This is a genomic window from Buttiauxella massiliensis (genome assembly GCF_902500225.1).
Taxonomy (GTDB): Bacteria; Pseudomonadota; Gammaproteobacteria; order Enterobacterales; family Enterobacteriaceae; genus Buttiauxella; species Buttiauxella massiliensis.
The window spans coordinates 141,305-157,193 of record NZ_LR722655.1 but is presented as its reverse complement, the minus strand read 5'-3'; the positions used below and the strand labels follow the sequence as shown (position 1 = coordinate 157,193).

Annotated in this window: 15 protein-coding genes; 4 read left to right on the top strand and 11 right to left on the bottom strand. The window is 54.2% G+C overall.

Going from position 1 to position 15,889, the window contains the following annotated elements; genetic code table 11:
- The 10 genes from ilvB to entC all read right to left on the bottom strand — a co-directional run bounded on the left by ilvB (position 1) and on the right by entC (position 10,530).
- Complete coding sequence (ilvB, locus tag GC128_RS14070; RefSeq protein WP_151994830.1) at positions 1-1,689, bottom strand: acetolactate synthase large subunit; 1,689 nt, start codon at positions 1,687-1,689, stop codon at positions 1-3.
- Positions 1,690-1,801: 112 nt separating this feature from the next.
- On the bottom strand, positions 1,802-1,903 hold the full coding sequence (gene ivbL, locus GC128_RS14065) for an ilvB operon leader peptide IvbL (protein ID WP_134183912.1): 102 nt from the start codon (positions 1,901-1,903) through the stop codon (positions 1,802-1,804).
- Between the two features lie 127 nt (positions 1,904-2,030).
- Positions 2,031-3,053, bottom strand: a complete 1,023-nt coding sequence (locus GC128_RS14060; RefSeq protein WP_151994829.1) for a CobW family GTP-binding protein — start codon at positions 3,051-3,053, stop codon at positions 2,031-2,033.
- 15 nt (positions 3,054-3,068) lie between these two features.
- Positions 3,069-3,266: a YbdD/YjiX family protein gene (locus GC128_RS14055; protein WP_034456870.1), complete on the bottom strand. Its 198-nt coding sequence runs from the start codon at positions 3,264-3,266 to the stop codon at positions 3,069-3,071.
- A gap of 53 nt (positions 3,267-3,319) precedes the next feature.
- On the bottom strand, positions 3,320-5,425 hold the full coding sequence (gene cstA, locus GC128_RS14050) for a pyruvate/proton symporter CstA (RefSeq protein WP_151994828.1): 2,106 nt from the start codon (positions 5,423-5,425) through the stop codon (positions 3,320-3,322).
- A gap of 259 nt (positions 5,426-5,684) precedes the next feature.
- Positions 5,685-6,101, bottom strand: coding sequence for a proofreading thioesterase EntH (gene entH / locus GC128_RS14045; RefSeq protein WP_151994827.1), 417 nt, complete (start codon positions 6,099-6,101; stop codon positions 5,685-5,687).
- Positions 6,102-6,854: a 2,3-dihydro-2,3-dihydroxybenzoate dehydrogenase gene (dhbA, locus tag GC128_RS14040; RefSeq protein ID WP_151994891.1), complete on the bottom strand. Its 753-nt coding sequence runs from the start codon at positions 6,852-6,854 to the stop codon at positions 6,102-6,104. It lies immediately after the preceding gene.
- An 8-nt stretch (positions 6,855-6,862) separates the two neighbouring features.
- Complete coding sequence (locus GC128_RS14035; protein ID WP_151994826.1) at positions 6,863-7,717, bottom strand: isochorismatase; 855 nt, start codon at positions 7,715-7,717, stop codon at positions 6,863-6,865.
- A 14-nt stretch (positions 7,718-7,731) separates the two neighbouring features.
- On the bottom strand, positions 7,732-9,348 hold the full coding sequence (locus GC128_RS14030; protein WP_151994825.1) for a (2,3-dihydroxybenzoyl)adenylate synthase: 1,617 nt from the start codon (positions 9,346-9,348) through the stop codon (positions 7,732-7,734).
- Positions 9,349-10,530: an isochorismate synthase EntC gene (entC, locus tag GC128_RS14025; protein WP_151994824.1), complete on the bottom strand. Its 1,182-nt coding sequence runs from the start codon at positions 10,528-10,530 to the stop codon at positions 9,349-9,351.
- 215 nt (positions 10,531-10,745) lie between these two features.
- Here entC and fepB point away from each other — a divergent pair, with 215 nt between their 5' ends.
- Complete coding sequence (gene fepB / locus GC128_RS14020) at positions 10,746-11,690, top strand: Fe2+-enterobactin ABC transporter substrate-binding protein (protein ID WP_151994823.1); 945 nt, start codon at positions 10,746-10,748, stop codon at positions 11,688-11,690.
- On the opposite strand, the gene entS is transcribed toward fepB, so the two are convergent.
- Positions 11,691-12,947, bottom strand: a complete 1,257-nt coding sequence (gene entS / locus GC128_RS14015) for an enterobactin transporter EntS (protein WP_151994822.1) — start codon at positions 12,945-12,947, stop codon at positions 11,691-11,693. It abuts the gene before it with no gap.
- Between the two features lie 141 nt (positions 12,948-13,088).
- Between entS and fepD the strand changes: the two genes are divergently transcribed.
- Genes fepD through fepC form a run of 3 tightly spaced genes read left to right on the top strand, consistent with a single transcriptional unit; the run spans position 13,089 to position 15,864 of the window.
- Positions 13,089-14,078 carry a Fe(3+)-siderophore ABC transporter permease gene (gene fepD, locus GC128_RS14010; protein WP_151994821.1) on the top strand — a complete coding sequence of 330 codons (990 nt, stop codon included), beginning with the start codon at positions 13,089-13,091 and terminating at the stop codon, positions 14,076-14,078.
- Positions 14,075-15,067 (top strand): iron-enterobactin ABC transporter permease, encoded by a 993-nt coding sequence (gene fepG, locus GC128_RS14005; RefSeq protein WP_151994820.1) that lies wholly within the window; start codon positions 14,075-14,077, stop codon positions 15,065-15,067. The genes fepD and fepG overlap by 4 nt, the downstream gene beginning before the upstream one ends.
- On the top strand, positions 15,064-15,864 hold the full coding sequence (gene fepC, locus GC128_RS14000) for an iron-enterobactin ABC transporter ATP-binding protein (RefSeq protein WP_151994819.1): 801 nt from the start codon (positions 15,064-15,066) through the stop codon (positions 15,862-15,864). The genes fepG and fepC overlap by 4 nt, the downstream gene beginning before the upstream one ends.
- Positions 15,865-15,889 lie beyond the last annotated feature (25 nt).

The following is a 15,889-nucleotide window of genomic DNA, read 5'->3' as shown; positions in this document are numbered from 1 at the left end:
TTACTCTCCAATCATCTCAATATTGGCAGCGCCTGGCGGCACCATCGGGAATACTTTTTCGCTGGCATCAATACGCACGTGAATCAGGCATGGACCAGGTCGTGAAATCGCCTCTTGCAGCGCCTGTTGTGGGTTTTCGGCTGCGTTCAAATCGCAGGTCGCGAGACCAAAACCTTCGGCGATTTTCAGGAAGTTTGTCTGCCCTGAATAGGTCGCGGCAAAAACATTTTGTTGATAGAACAATGTTTGTTGCTGATGCACCAGCCCCAAAGCCTGGTTGTTGAGCAAAATGATTTTTACATCCAGATTATGTTCCGCAGCGGTCGCCATTTCCTGAATATTCATCATGATGCTACCGTCGCCTGTGAAGCAAAGCACTTTACGAGTCGGTTCAGCTAATGCCGCACCTACCGCCGCAGGCAGGCCAAAGCCCATGGTGCCCAGGCCGCCAGAAGTCAGCCACTGGCGCGGTCGGTTCAGCGGATAGGCCTGCGCCACCCACATCTGGTGCTGGCCAACGTCGGTGGTAATCACCGCTTCATCATCCACACAGGCGGCGGCTGCGTTAATCAGGCCGTACGGCGTTAACGGGTTATCTGCACCAGGCATATTGAACGGGAATTCATGCTGCAAACCGGCTACTTGTTGCAGCCATTCCTCGCGCGGTTTGGCGTCAATTTTTGGCAGTAATTGTTCCAGCACTTCACCCACATCAGCGCGAATGGCAACATGAGCCTGTTTGATTTTACCCAGCTCAGCGCGGTCGATATCAACATGAATGATTTTCGCGTTCGGGCAGAACTCTTCGGTTTTACCAATCGCGCGGTCATCAAAACGCGCGCCCAAAACAATCAGCAAATCCGCTTCCTGCAAAATGTAGTTGGTGCTTCGAGCACCGTGCATACCCAACATACCCAACGATAACGGGTGTTTCGCCGGAACAGTGCCCAGCGCCATTAACGTCATTGTGGTTGGCAGATTAGCTTTTTCGGCCAGTGCACGCGCATCAGCATGGGCATTAATCACTCCGCCACCGAGATACAACACCGGGCGCTGTGCCTGGTTAATCATCGCGGCAGCATCGGCAATTTGTTGGGCTTCAAATTGTGGTGCAGGAGTGTGTGCGGAAACAGACGGCAACTCGCTGATATCAATTTCTGCGGTCTGCACATCTTTTGGAATATCAATCCAGACTGGGCCTGGGCGGCCAGATTCAGCAATGCGAAACGCGTCGCAAATTACCTGCGGTAGTTCAGCAATATCGCGAACCAGATAGTTGTGTTTGGTGATAGGAATGGAGATGCCGTAGGTGTCGACTTCCTGGAATGCGTCGGTGCCAATCATCGATTTCGGCACCTGGCCGGTGATGCACACCAGCGGGATGGAATCGAGACGCGCATCAGCAATCGCAGTCACCAGGTTTGTAGCACCAGGGCCGCTACAGGCGATGCATACCGCCGCTTTGCCCTGCGTTCGTGCCATGCCCTGCGCCATAAAGCCTGCGCCTTGTTCGTGGCGCGCCAGGATGTGGCGGATTTTTTGGCTTTTACTCAGTGCGTTGTAGAGCGGCAGAACGGTGCCACCGGGAATACCGCTAACGGTGGTGATGCCATGATGTTCAAGCATTTGCACAATTAATTGTGCACCCGTAATACGGTTTGCTTGCGGTGGGTTTTCCGAAATTGCCATTGCTCCAGTCCTTCTTCTTATGCCGTTTCGCTTTTGGCCGGGGGGACTAAAACAAGAAACCCCGCCCGGTTTGCGCCGGCGGGGTTTTGGAATCGATGTGTTGATTCAGACCCTACGGCGCATTGCCGACGACGACCACCACCACACGCACGACGACTACCGCGGCTGGTAGCGCGGTTAGTAGTAGTGCTGATGTGTGCAGGTTAGTTGTCATTTGGGTCCTGAATGTGTTGTGTGTTTTTAACAGCGAATTTCATACAAACATACTGCTTCGTTTCGCACAACAGCTTTATTCGCCAGGGATGAAAATCGTGCGAGAGATCACATCCGCGTTTCAGCGTTTAAATGGTTGTTGCAGCAAACTCCTGACGCAGCTCATCAATCGGCAGGTAACGCCCGATAATCACTAAGCGCGACACTCGCGATTCAGATGGGTGCCACGTGGAGCCATAATCAAAACCCACCACTTTATGCACGCCCTGCACAATTAAGCGCTGTGGGTGATCGGCTATTGCTAACACGCCTTTGTAGCGCAGCATGTCATTGCCAAAACGCGCGATGCAGCTTTCCATAAACGCGCCGATTTTTTTCACATCCAGCATTCCTGCATCAAAAACATGCGCCTGAATGGCATCATCCCAGGAGCGTTTGGCCGGCATTTTACGGAACGGCTGGAAACGATCGGGGTGGTTGGTATCAGCACGAATAACATGGAACCCTGCGGCCATATCGATGTTATCGGTGAGTTCAAAAGCGTTAAGATCAAGCCAAAACTCTTCCGGACACTCACCGTTTACGATCTCAAACAGATCCGCTTTGTTATTGATCCGATTAATCCGATCGAGCGCCAGCTGTTTTGTCTCTTCATCAACACGATCCGCTTTAGTCAGCAAAATACGATCGGCAAAGCCAAGCTGTGACGCCGCAACCGCATGCTCATCAAGCTGGCGTGAGATATGTTCTGCATCAGCAAGTGCGATAACCGCATCCAGGCGCAGCGCTTCACGCAGGTGTTCATCGACAAAGAAGGTCTGAACGATAGGTGCAGGGTCAGCAAGGCCTGTTGTTTCAACAATCAACCGCTCAAATTTCAGCGTTCCGGCAGCACGCTTTTCCAGCATTTCTCTTAATGCTGCTGTGAATTCCCCGCGCACGCTGCAACAGACACAACCATTGCTCAATTCCACAACGTTGACGTTTTCACCGCCTCTAAGCAATGCGCCGTCAATGTTTACTGCACCAAATTCGTTTTCAAGAATAGCGACAGGGGCGTTGTCGGAATGGGCGAGAAAATAGTTGAGAAGTGTGGTTTTCCCGGAGCCGAGAAAACCCGTTAACAGGGTGACAGATACCGCTTGATTCATGTCAAATTCCTTCGTTTAGCAGCAGCGAGCGCCACCTTTTCCGCCGTAGCGCGCATCCTGACGCTCACGGAAAAACTCTTCGTAAGTCATCGGCGTCTGCTCTGGATGGGTCAGACGAATGTGTTGTACGTAGTTGTCGTAATCAGGGACGCCAACCATCAATTTAGCGGCCTGGCCGAGATATTTTCCAGCTTTAGCGAGTGTGTCGAACATGGTAGCTCCGGGCGTAAAATCCACCTCCCCTTACGGGGAGATGGATGAATGGCTTAGTGCGCACTTTTCGCCTGCGCAACAATCTGCTCAACGTCTTCAGGCATCTTCTGGTAAGGAGTCTCCTTCGCCGTTGGCGTGTCCGACCTCAGCGCCTGGCGCGCGGTTTTAATCGCAAACAGACCAATCACCACCACAACCACCATAAAGAAGATGGTCAGCCCAGCATCCAGACGGTTGTTAAACACCAGTTGGGTAAGCTGAGACTGAGTGTATTGCGCAGGAATATTGCCGCTGTCGAGCATCGCCTGGAATTTGTTAGCGATAGCCAGGAAGCCCACTTTCGGGTTGTCGCTGAAGGCTTTTTGCCAGCCAGCCGTCAACGTACAAATCAACAGCCATGCGGTTGGGACTAAAGCCACCCAGGCGTATTTCTGCTTCTTCATCTTAAACAGCACTACCGCACACAGCATCAACGCCATGCCTGCCAGCATCTGGTTGGCGATACCAAACAGAGGCCACAAGGTGTTAATACCACCGAGTGGGTCAACAACGCCCTGATGCAGGAAATAACCCCATGCCAGCACGCAAAGCGCCGTCGCCAATAAGTTCGCAGGCAACGAGTCTGTACGTTTCAGGCTCGGGGAAATCACGCCCAGCAAGTCTTGCAGCATAAAGCGCGCCGCACGTGTACCGGCATCTACCGCCGTCAAAATAAACAATGCTTCAAACAGAATGGCGAAGTGATACCAGAATGAAACATCCATCAGGCCGCCCAATGCGCCGTGCAGAATGTACGCCATCCCGACGGCGAGCGTTGGTGCGCCGCCAGCACGGGAGATGATGCTTTGCTCGCCCACTTCATTCGCAATGTTAGTTAAGGTTTCTGGCGTGATATGGAAGCCCCAACTACTGACAACGCTTGCCGCAGAGGTGACGACATCCACAGTCCCAGCCGGAGCCAGCACGGCCATCGGGCTGTTCATTGCGAAGTAGACGCCTGGGTCGATAACACAGGCCGCCACCAGCGCCATAATCGCCACAAACGATTCCATCAGCATGCCGCCGTAACCGATAAAGCAAGCCTGGTTTTCGTTAGCCAGCATTTTCGGCGTGGTGCCAGAAGCAATCAGCGCGTGGAAGCCAGAAACCGCACCGCACGCAATGGTGATAAACAAGAACGGGAACAGGTCGCCGGTCCATACCGGGCCTGTACCGTCAATGAATTTGGTGAGTGATGGCATTTGCAGCGTTGGGCGCATAATCAAGATGCCAATCGCCAGCCCAATAATGGTGCCGATTTTCAGGAAGGTGGAGAGGTAATCACGCGGTGCAAGCAGCAGCCAGACCGGCAATACCGCAGCGACAAAACCATAACCCACCAGCATCCAGGTCAGTTGCACACCAGTAAAGTCAAAGTACGGGGCCCAGGTTGGGCTTTCGGCAACCCAACCGCCAGAAATAATGGCAAATATCAGCATTACCAAGCCAATCACCGACACTTCACCAATGCGGCCCGGGCGCAGGTAGCGGATATAGACCCCCATAAACAACGCCAGCGGAATGGTGAATGCCACGGTGTACGTGCCCCACGGGCTATGGGTCAGCGCTTTCACCACAATCATCGCCAGCACCGCGAGGATGATAACCATAATCATAAAGCAGGCCACCAGAGCAATCACACCCGCCGTGTTACCCATCTCTTCTTTTACCAGTTCGCCCAGAGAACGCCCATCACGACGCGTCGAGACAAACAGCACCATAAAATCTTGTACTGCCCCGGCCAACACAACCCCCGCCAGCAGCCAGAGCATACCAGGCAAGTAACCCATTTGCGCGGCAAGCACCGGCCCGACAAGCGGCCCCGCACCAGCAATCGCAGCAAAGTGGTGACCGAACAACACTTTTTTGTCGGTTGGTACGTAATCCAGCCCATCGTTATGGCGCACGGCTGGCGTCATACGAGTGGCATCAACGGTTAGAACTCGTTTAGCGATAAACAAGCCGTAGTAACGATAAGCGATGAGGTAAACGCAGATTGCAGCAACCACAATCCACAATGCGTTTATCTGTTCGCCACGATTGAGTGCGATATAGCCGAGCGCGAATGCACCAATCAGTGCAAGCACAGCCCATATGAGGTGTTTCCCTGGATTATTCATATTGTTTTCCATGTGTAGAGCCAGAGGTAGAAGCAGACGGTATTACCGTTTTGTTCTAGAACAAGCGCATGAATTTAACAACATTGAAACATTGGAATACAGTGGTTTGACCAGGTATTTACATCAGCTTGTTACGGGGATCACGATGTGGTGATAGTTCTGCCATTGCTTGATAGGTGATGGTTCCGTACACCGAAAGTTCAGTGATCTCTGTAGTTACCGAAACGGTGAACGGAAAACCTCCGGCTTGCCATAAGCATCACCCTAATAGCGCCGTCGTCAACCGACTCGTACAGCACCTTTTCCCGCGAGCATCAAAAATGGCAATATCCCACACCTGGGAAGACCGCCCAAGATGCAGCGGTTTGCATACGCCACGCACTGAACCGGACGCGACCGCACGATGGTGGCTAGCGTTTATTTCCGTTCCCACCACGCACTGCCCGTCATTGGTCGTCAGAAATCCCGCCATCGATCCCAGCGTTTCTGCCAGCACCACAGACGCGCCGCCGTGCAGCAAACCAAACGGCTGCTGGGTGCGGTTATCGACTGGCATTTCCGCTTCCAGGCTTTCGTCATCCAGGCGCGTGTAGACAATGCCGAGATGCTCAACCATAGTCCCGACGCTGGTTTTGTTTAACGCCTCAAGCGTAAGTTCCCTTTTCCAGATACTCATTCAGGCTCCCAGCGTTGCGCCGCCATCAATCACAATATCCTGCAATGTGATGTGGCTGGCGTGGGATGAGGCGAGGAACATAATGGTGCTGGCGATTTCCTGCGGGCGGGCGATTTTTCCCAGCGGAATGCCCAGTTTGAACTGATCCGGGAATCCCTGAATGCGCTGCTGTTCGGCATCCGGCGTTTTCCACAACGTGCGTTGCATATCGGTGTCCGTCGAACCCGGCGATACCACATTGCAGCGCACACCAAATGGAGCCAGTTCCAGGCCCACGGTTAACGCCAGGCTTTTGAGCGCCGCTTTCGACGCGCCATAGGCCGACATTCCGGTGCGCGGCGTGTGCGCGGCATCGGATGCGACGGTCACAATCGCCCCGCTGCGCTGTTCGCGCATGCGTGGCATTACAGCGCGGAACATATTAAATGCGCCGCCGACGTTGACCGCAAATGTGTCCTGCCAGTCTTGCAGGGGCAGAGCATCCGTCGCACCCATACGCAAAATTCCCGCTGCATTCACCAAGACATCAAGCTGCGGCTCGTCGCTCATTAAACGCTGCGTAACGGCAGCCACCTGGTCGGCATCCGCCACGTTTAACACTTGGGTGGCGAACGGATAAATATTCAACGGAAACGCCAGATCAAAGCCGATAACCGTCGCACCGGCTTCGCTAAATGCACGTGCAGTGTGATAACCGATGCCTTTACCCGCCCCGGTTACCCAAACGGTTTTGCAGCTAAAGTCGATGTTCATGCTCATGCTCATGCTCCCCGCGACAGCAGCGCCCACCATGCGTCGATGGTCGGGTTTTTCGCCAGCATCACAAAGTCGATATCAGCGTGAATTTTGCGCCAGCGAGCTGCCAGCGCCATCATGCGCACGGAATCGAGGCCGTAATCAATCAGGTTCTCGTCATCTTCAGGGATGTCGGATTCATCAAGCAATGGCAAGACGATTTCACGCAGTTGCTGTTTGTTTTGCGGGGCACTTTCCGGCAACAAATCACGCGTCATCACCACGCGCCCGGAACGACCTGCGGTGTATTTCAGCGCCATCATGTGTTCTTCGCGGCTGAAATCTGCCAGCGCATCGGCCACCATAAACGGTTTGATATCACGCATAAACGCATCGGTTGCCGTAGTCATGCAGCCTATATGTGCGTACACACCACAGATAATCAGCTGGTTACGGCCAGTTTCTTTCAAGGACTGTTCCAGCGGCGAGCGGATAAACGCGCTGTAACGCCATTTGGTCAGCACCGTGTCGTGTTCGTCTGGCGCAAGTTCGGCCACCACTTTCTGGCGCTCAGGGTGTTTGTTTAAGCCCGGCCCCCACATGTCGTTGAGCAGCGCACGGTCTTCGTCGCTCTGCGCATTGGGCTGTGCTGTGTAATAGACCGGAATATTGTGGCGTTTGCAGTAATCGCGCAGCGCGGCGATGTTGGCGATAACCTGCTGGATCATTGGGCAATTATCGCCCCAGAAATCAATGAAATATTCCTGCATATCGTGAATCAGCAGTGCCGCACGCTCAGGTTCAAACGCCCAGCTCACTTTGTTTTCCGGGATATCGGCAGCCGTCGGTAAGGTGTATGCGTTCAGTTTTGGAATAGCCATAAATTCTCCGTCAATCAGGAAGCCAGTTGCTTATCAGCAATCAACTGGCGCAAACGTTTTTTGTCCACTTTGCCCACCGCGGTCAGCGGTAGGTTTTCAACGATTTCAATACGATCCGGCAGCTTGAAGTCGGCAATACCCAACTCACGCAAATAACGGCGAATTTCCACCGCGCGGAACGGGCGGCTGCCAACGATAAACGCGCAGCTTTTCTCGCCCAGCAGGCTGTCTTCCATCGAAACCAGCGCGGCATGCACGATCTCTTCATGGCGCAGCAGCAGGTTTTCGATCTCCTCGGCGGCAATCTTCTCCCCGCCGCGGTTGATCTGATCTTTCTCGCGCCCCTGCACGGTGATGTAACCGTCTTCGGCAATAGAAATTAGATCGCCTGAGCAGTAAAAACCGTTGGCATCAAAGGCGCTGGCGTTGTGTTCTGGGCTGCGATAATAGCCACGGAAAGTGTACGGCCCGCGCGTCATCAGGCGGCCCACTTCGCCGTACGGTAATGGATTACCGTTTTCATCAGCCACCCACACTTCGTCATCCGGGCACATCGGTTTGCCCTGGGTTTTGAAGATATGATCGTTATCGTCGTCAAGGCGCGTGTAGTTCACTAGCCCTTCGGCCATGCCGAAAACTTGCTGTAACTGGCAGCCAATCTCTGCCGGAATACGTGCGGCCAGCGCTTCGCTCAAACGTGCGCCACCAACCTGTAACAGTGTCAGAGACTCAAGGGATTTATTGCTGCCCCACTCGCCAATAGCCTGTAACCACAGGCTGACCGCAGGCGGCACCAGTGCGGTGACGTTAATCTGGTGGCGTTCAATCAGCGGGAAACAGAGCGTGGCACTCGGGTCATTTGCCAACACCACGCGCCCACCGCCGTAAAATACGCCCAGCGAACCAGGTGAACTCAGCGCGTAGTTGTGCGCCGCCGGGATCGCGCACAGGAAACGCGTATTCGCATCAAAACGGCAGATTTCTACGCTGCGACGAATGCTGTAGTAGTAATCGTTATGGGTACGCGGGATCAGTTTCGGCGTGCCGGTACTGCCGCCAGAAAGCTGGAAAAAGGCCACTTCGTCCGCCGCCGATGGCGTGGCAACAAAGTTCTCTTCCGTCTCATTGATAAAGGCGCTCAGCGATCGCTCGCGATCGTTTTCGTTGAGCAAAACCGCCATGCGCAGCGATGGGTTCTGCTCGCAAAGCGATTCAAGGAAATCATCGTGGGCGAACAAATTATGTTTACGGTCGGCAATCAACAGCACCGGCTCGATTTGCTTAGCGTAGGCTTCCATTTCTGTGCGTTGGTGGCTGAAGAGCGCGTTAACCGGAGCCACGCCAATCTTCAGCAGTGCAAACAGTGTGATATAGAGTTCTGCCACGTTGCCAAGCTGGACCAGCGCGGTTTCACCACGGCTCAGGCCACGACGCTGTAGTGCGCAGGCTAGTCGCGTAGCGGCCAGTTCCAGCTCGCGATAACTGTAATGGCGCTCGCCATCAACCAACGCAATGGCATCATTTTTGGCATGACGGCTGAGAATGTCGGTGAGGGACAAATCGGCCCAGTAACCTTTTTCGCGGTAGCGAGCGGCCAGTTCATCCGGCCAGCGCGTGAATTGAATCGCCATTTATTTCAGTCCAAATACGTTGAGCATGGTGGAAAGTTTGACGCCAGTTTCGCGCCATTCCGATTCAGGAGATGAAGCAGGAACAATGCCTGCGCCAGCGAACAGACGCACTTGATTGCCACCTACGCGGGCACAGCGAATAGTCACCACCCACTCGCCGTTACCGTCAGCGTCACACCACCCGACTATGCCGCCAAACAGTTCGCGGTCAAACGGCTCTAGTTCAGCAATCAGTTTTTGCGCCACATCGTGCGGAAAGCCGCTGAGGGCGGGTGTGGGGTGCAATAAGCAAGCAAGGGAAAGCGCGTTGTGCTGGCGGTCTTCAACCTGGCCGTAAATCGGTGTGGCGAGGTGCCATAACGTCGGAGTGGTGATAAGTTCCGGCGTATCGGAAAGCGTTAAATGTTGGCTATGCGGCTGTAAAACATCGCGCATCGCCTGCGTCACGAGGCCATGTTCGTGGCGGTCTTTTCTGGATCGCAGCAGTTGCGCACCAATTTCGCTGTCGCGCGGGATATTTTCTTTATCGCGACGCGCCGATCCTGCCAGCGGCAAGGAGCTGAAATTCTTGCCTGATTTGCGTAGCAGCAATTCCGGGCTGGCACCCACCAGCGAGCTGCCATCCGGCAACGGCACGTGGAAGTTATAGCTGGTCGGGTTCTGGCTAATCAGGCGATTGAGTAACACATCAAGGTCAACGGGCGCGTCCGTTTCGATATCAATCAGGCGCGAGAGCACCACTTTGTCAATATCCGGCTGAGCCGTAGCGGCAGCGGCGTGAGCCACCATCTCCATAAATTTATCTTGTTCAGGAATCGCTTTACGGGCAGCAATGTTCAGGGGTTTTGCCGCTCTACTTTGGCTGGCATCAGCCTGGCGCTGGGCGCGGGAAAACGTCTGCCAGCTTTGCGGGATAAATAACGCTGAAGGTTGGCTCGGATCGAATGGAATAGCGCCGACGACAACAGGTTTCTCGATACCGTGCTTTTTGGCGTTTTCAAACGCTTCACGCAGCTGTTTTTGCAGGTCCCCGTGGGGGTTTGCACCATCAAGCGCCGCGCAATCCAGGCGAGTAAAGCAGCCGCTGGTCGAAAAACTGCGATAAGGCGACATAAAGAAAAAACTATTCGCACAAGGTGTTAGCTGTTTTTCTTGTGACTGCGGCACCAGTAACGTTTCCATTCGTCCTCCGTAAAAACATGACAAAAGATAGTAATAATGATTATCATTTGCTTTTCGGGGTCGTAACCTAAAGAGAAAAGACAGCAGTGTCAATAGCTGCTCGGTCTTGCCGGATGGCGCTAACGCTTATCCGACCTACGCAAAACAGTTTTGTAGGGTGGATAACCGCCAGCAGCATCCACCGCAATCGTTAAATTTCAACAGGAAGTTATTGAGTGAAAATCAGATTCTCCGCAGTTATCGTTTTATGCCTGAGCAGCCTTGCTCACGCTGCCGACTGGCCACGCACCATCACCGACAGTCACGGCCCTCATACTTTTGAGCAGGCACCGCAGCGCATTGTCTCAACCAGCGTGACGCTCACCGGTTCACTACTGGCAATCGATGCCCCGGTTGTGGCAAGCGGTGCCACGACGCCAGGCAATCGAATGGCTGACTCGCAAGGTTTTCTACGCCAGTGGGGAGATGTCGCTAAACAACGTAACGTTCAGCGTTTATATATTGGCGAAGCCAGTGCTGAAGCCGTCGCGGCACAAATGCCTGATTTGATTTTGATTAGTGCCACTGGCGGTGATTCCGCCCTCGCCCTTTATGAGCAGCTCTCGGCAATTGCACCTACTCTGGTTATCAATTACGACGATAAAAGTTGGCAGCAATTGCTCACCCAGCTCGGTGAGATTACTGGGCACGAAAAGCAAGCCACGGAAAGAATCTCAAGCTTTGATAAGCAGTTAAGCGAAGCAAGAATGCACATGAAGTTGCCGCCGCAACCGGTCACAGCAATGGTTTACACACCTGCGTCTCGTTCAGCGAATATTTGGACGTTAGATTCGGCACAGGGAAAATTGCTTGTGCAACTCGGTTTTACCTTATCGCCAATTCCTGCGGCTATTCATACCAGTCAGAGCATGGGTAAACGTCACGACATCGTGCAGCTTGGCGGTGAAAACCTTGCTACAGGTTTGAATGGCGAGAGTCTGTTCCTGTTCGCAAGCGATGAGAAAGATGCCACTGCACTGGCAAATAACCCGCTTCTTTCGCACCTGCCCGCCGTGCAGAAAAAGCACGTTTACGCGCTGGGAACCGAGACTTTCCGTCTCGATTATTACAGTGCAACAAGAATCCTTGAGCACATGAGCACGTTGTTTGCCAGCAAGTGATTATTTAGCTGTTTCTGCCTCGGGTTGCGCCGGGGCGGCCTGGCGATAACGTCGCAACTGCACCAACACAATCGCCAGCACAACGCCGCATAACGTCAATGCAAAGCCCCCGGAACTTGCCGCCGCCACAGGCGACATTACAACCGTCATGCCACCTAAAATCGCAGCACCTATCGCATCACCCGTCACGTTCTGTGCTGTCCACAAACCATTGATTCGGCCTAACATCCCGTCCGGGGTAAGCGTCTGAATTAGCGTGTATTGCAACAAAGAGCTAATCGCACTGAGATAACCAAACAGCGCCAGACACGCCAGCCCAAGTCCCCAAACCGGCATCAGGCTGAAAACGCCAATCGAGATAAACGACACAATTCCGGACGTCAGCATGATCATGCCAGGGCTCGCGTGATGGGCAATACGCCCGCTGGTTAACGCACCAATCGCGGCACCCAACGGAACGGCGGCATACATCAGGCCGATTTGTGCGGCACTCATTTGCCAGTGATCAGCCAGCGCGGGATACAACACACGCACCGCGCTCGCCATCGTCAGCAATGCACCGACTAACGCAATGCCGCCAATAATCGGGTGGCCGACCAGAAAGCGTAAGCCATTCAATAAAGAGAGCAGCGGATTTTCACGCGCCTGCGGAGGCGGTGCCAATTTCGGCAAACTCAGCAATGGCAGCAAAGTGATAAAGGTGCCGACGGATGCCAGCGCGTAGTTCCAGACCACGCCGCCCGATGCCAGTAACAGCCCGCCGATCATCGGTGAAATCACCGAACCGAGGCGCACGGTGAGCATAGTAATTGCACTCGCTTGCATCAAATTCTCACGCCCCACCAGCGCAGGTGTTGCGGCTAAAAGTGCAGTCACACCGAGCGCGCCAAAGAACCCATCCCACACACCAAGCAGGTAGATCGCCGCCAGCGATGGTTCAGGTAATGCGGCGTTAATCGTCAGGCCAATAAAGCCGACGCCACAGGTAGAACGGGCCAGAAGAATCAGACGACGGCGCTCGTGGCGATCAGCCAGCACACCGCCCATCATCAGGCCGATAAACATCGCCGAACCGGTAAGCGTCACCGCGAGCCCCACTTGCAAGGAGGAGCCTGTCAGCATCTGGATTTGTACTGGCACCGCGACACCCAACAACCCCAACGACACAATGGAGATAAAACGGGCGAGGAAGACGGCGCGAAAAGCGGGATGAGTCTTGAGTAAACTGAGATTAAGCAGCAAAGAATTGCGGTTCATTACATGACCTTAAAGCGAATTTTTCTTTCCGGGTGCGAGGCGGCTCATGCTAACATAAACAAATAAGAGTGATAATGATAATAACTATCATTTAATTTTACGTGATTTTTGTAGGGCTACGAAGTGAAGGATATACAACGTATGTCACGCTGGTTCATCCTGCTGAGTTTGCTGTTTTTACTCGTTTTAATGGCAATACTCAGTTTGTTATTAGGTGCCAAATCCCTCCCTGCCGAAGTGGTTATCAATGCACTTAGCGGCCAATGCCAAAGTGCAGATTGCACTATCGTGCTCGACGCCCGCCTCCCCCGCACACTAGCTGGTATTCTTGCGGGCGGCGCGCTGGGCCTTGCCGGTGCGTTGATGCAAACGCTGACCCGAAATCCCCTCGCTGACCCAGGCCTGCTTGGCGTCAATGCCGGGGCCAGTTTTGCCATTGTTTTGGGGGCGGCTGTGTGGAGTCTTTCATCGCCAATAGCATTACTCGGGTTGGCCTTTGCGGGCGCATTGTCTGCGGCACTGGTGGTGGCTTTTACCGGAAGCCAGGGCGGCGGGCAACTCAGCCCGGTACGGTTAACGCTGGCTGGCGTCGCGCTCGGTGCGGTACTCGAAGGCTTAAGCAACGGCATCGCTCTACTCAACCCGGTGGTCTATGACCAGTTGCGTTTCTGGCAGGCCGGAACGTTGGATATTCGCACGCTCGAAACCCTAAAAATTATTGTATTGCCCGTGCTAGCGGGCTGCGTGATTGCGCTGTTTATCAGCCGTTCGCTAAACAGCCTGAGTATGGGCACCGACACCGCCACCGCGCTGGGCAGTAAAGTGGCACGCACTCAGTTGTTCGGTTTAATCGCCATCACTTTATTGTGTGGCAGCGCTACCGCCGCAGTCGGGCCAATTGCTTTTATTGGCCTGATGATGCCGCATCTGGCTCGTTGGCTGGTGGGGGCCGATCACCGTTGGTCGCTCCCCGTGACTCTTATTGCCACCCCAACTCTACTGCTGTTTGCCGATATTATTGGCCGTATGCTGGTTCCGGGCGAGCTGCGCGTTTCAGTGGTGAGCGCGTTTATTGGCGCTCCGATGCTTATCTACTTAGTACGCCGCAGCCGCAAAGGAGCAGGATTATGAACCGCCCTTCTCCTCGTCTGGTCACCATCAGCCTGATTTTATTGCTACTCAGTATCACCCTGGGAATATGGAGCCTGGGCAGTGGCGTATTACCGCTTTCGGTAAGCCAGGTGATTGACGCGCTATTGGGTTCCGCACCGCGCAATATCTCACTGGTGGTGGTCGAATGGCGCTTGCCACGCGTTGTCATGGCGCTGCTGATTGGTGCAGCGCTGGGCGTGAGCGGTGCCATCTTCCAGTCACTGATGCGTAACCCACTCGGCAGCCCGGACGTGATGGGCTTTAACACTGGCGCATGGAGCGGCGTGTTGGTTGCCATGGTGCTGTTCGGCCAGCATCAAACCGCGATTGCCACCTCTGCCATGGCCGGTGGCATTTTGACTGCGCTTGTGGTCTGGCTGCTCGCCTGGCGAAACGGCATTGAAACTTTCCGTTTGATAATCATCGGCATTGGCGTGCGTGCGATGCTGGTGGCGTTCAATACCTGGCTGTTGCTGCATGCCTCGCTTGAAACCGCTATTTCTGCAGGGCTGTGGAATGCGGGTTCCCTGAACGGTTTAACCTGGGGGAAAATCTTCCCGGCCGCACCTTTAATGTTACTGGCGCTGGTCGCTGGTGCATTGTTAGTGCGGCGTATGCGGTTGCTGGAAATGGGCGATGACAGCGCCTGCGCACTCGGCGTTTCGGTTGAACGCTCTCGCCTGTTGTTAATGCTAACTGGTGTGATACTCACTGCCGCAGCCACCGCATTAGCCGGGCCAATTTCGTTTATCGCACTTGTCGCACCACATATCGCCCGCCGTTTAAGCGGCACTTCACGCTGGGGTTTGCTGCAATCCGCATTATGCGGCGCAACGCTTTTACTCGCGGCAGACCTGTGCGCCCAACATCTGTTTATGCCATATCAATTACCGGTCGGCGTGCTCACAGTAAGCCTTGGCGGTATTTATCTTATTGCGTTGTTGATTCAGGAATCCCGTAAAAAATGAGCCCGATTTCCGCTCCACCGCGCCTGCATGGCGAACAGCTCACATTGGGATATGGCAACCATGTGGTCGCCGACGGCCTGACCGTTGCCATTCCTGACGGGAAATTTACCGCGATTATTGGCCCCAACGGCTGCGGGAAATCCACGCTATTGCGCACGTTAAGCCGACTGATGAAACCGATGCACGGCCAGGTTTGGCTCGATGGCAATGAAATCCACCGTTTTGCGACCAAAGAAGTGGCGCGGCGCGTGGGTTTACTGGCGCAAAATTCCACGGCACCGGGTGATATTAGCGTGGCGGAGTTGGTGGCACGTGGCCGCTACCCGCACCAACCGATGTTTTCACGCTGGCGCGAAGAGGATAGCCAGGCGGTCGAGCGGGCATTAAAAGCGACAAACATTGAAGATTTAGCCGATCAACCGGTGGATACGCTTTCTGGCGGCCAGAGGCAACGAGCCTGGATTGCGATGGTGCTGGCGCAAGAAACTTCCATTTTGCTGCTTGATGAGCCCACCACCTGGCTTGATATCAGCCATCAAATTGATTTGCTGGAATTACTGCGCGATCTCAATCAAAAGCAAGGTTTCACCCTTGCCGCTGTGCTGCACGATTTGAACCAGGCCTGCCGTTACGCCACGCATTTAATCGCCTTGCGAGACGGTAAGATTGTGGCCGAAGGCGCGCCGACCGAGATTGTCACCCCCGAACTTATCGAAGCGATTTACGGCCTGCGCTGCATGATTATTGAAGATCCGGTAGCGCATACGCCGTTGGTGGTTCCGCTCGGACGCGGCTAATATACCCGTCATACTTCAAGTGGCA

Coding starts and splice junctions, on each gene's coding strand:
- ilvB (WP_151994830.1), bottom strand. CDS start 1,689: ATGGCAATTTCGGAAAACCCACCGCAAGCAAACCGTATTACGGGTGCA.
- ivbL (WP_134183912.1), bottom strand. CDS start 1,903: ATGACAACTAACCTGCACACATCAGCACTACTACTAACCGCGCTACCA.
- GC128_RS14060 (WP_151994829.1), bottom strand. CDS start 3,053: ATGAATCAAGCGGTATCTGTCACCCTGTTAACGGGTTTTCTCGGCTCC.
- GC128_RS14055 (WP_034456870.1), bottom strand. CDS start 3,266: ATGTTCGACACACTCGCTAAAGCTGGAAAATATCTCGGCCAGGCCGCT.
- cstA (WP_151994828.1), bottom strand. CDS start 5,425: ATGAATAATCCAGGGAAACACCTCATATGGGCTGTGCTTGCACTGATT.
- entH (WP_151994827.1), bottom strand. CDS start 6,101: ATGAGTATCTGGAAAAGGGAACTTACGCTTGAGGCGTTAAACAAAACC.
- dhbA (WP_151994891.1), bottom strand. CDS start 6,854: ATGAACATCGACTTTAGCTGCAAAACCGTTTGGGTAACCGGGGCGGGT.
- GC128_RS14035 (WP_151994826.1), bottom strand. CDS start 7,717: ATGGCTATTCCAAAACTGAACGCATACACCTTACCGACGGCTGCCGAT.
- GC128_RS14030 (WP_151994825.1), bottom strand. CDS start 9,348: ATGGCGATTCAATTCACGCGCTGGCCGGATGAACTGGCCGCTCGCTAC.
- entC (WP_151994824.1), bottom strand. CDS start 10,530: ATGGAAACGTTACTGGTGCCGCAGTCACAAGAAAAACAGCTAACACCT.
- entS (WP_151994822.1), bottom strand. CDS start 12,947: ATGAACCGCAATTCTTTGCTGCTTAATCTCAGTTTACTCAAGACTCAT.
- fepD (WP_151994821.1), top strand. CDS start 13,089: ATGTCACGCTGGTTCATCCTGCTGAGTTTGCTGTTTTTACTCGTTTTA.
- fepG (WP_151994820.1), top strand. CDS start 14,075: ATGAACCGCCCTTCTCCTCGTCTGGTCACCATCAGCCTGATTTTATTG.
- fepC (WP_151994819.1), top strand. CDS start 15,064: ATGAGCCCGATTTCCGCTCCACCGCGCCTGCATGGCGAACAGCTCACA.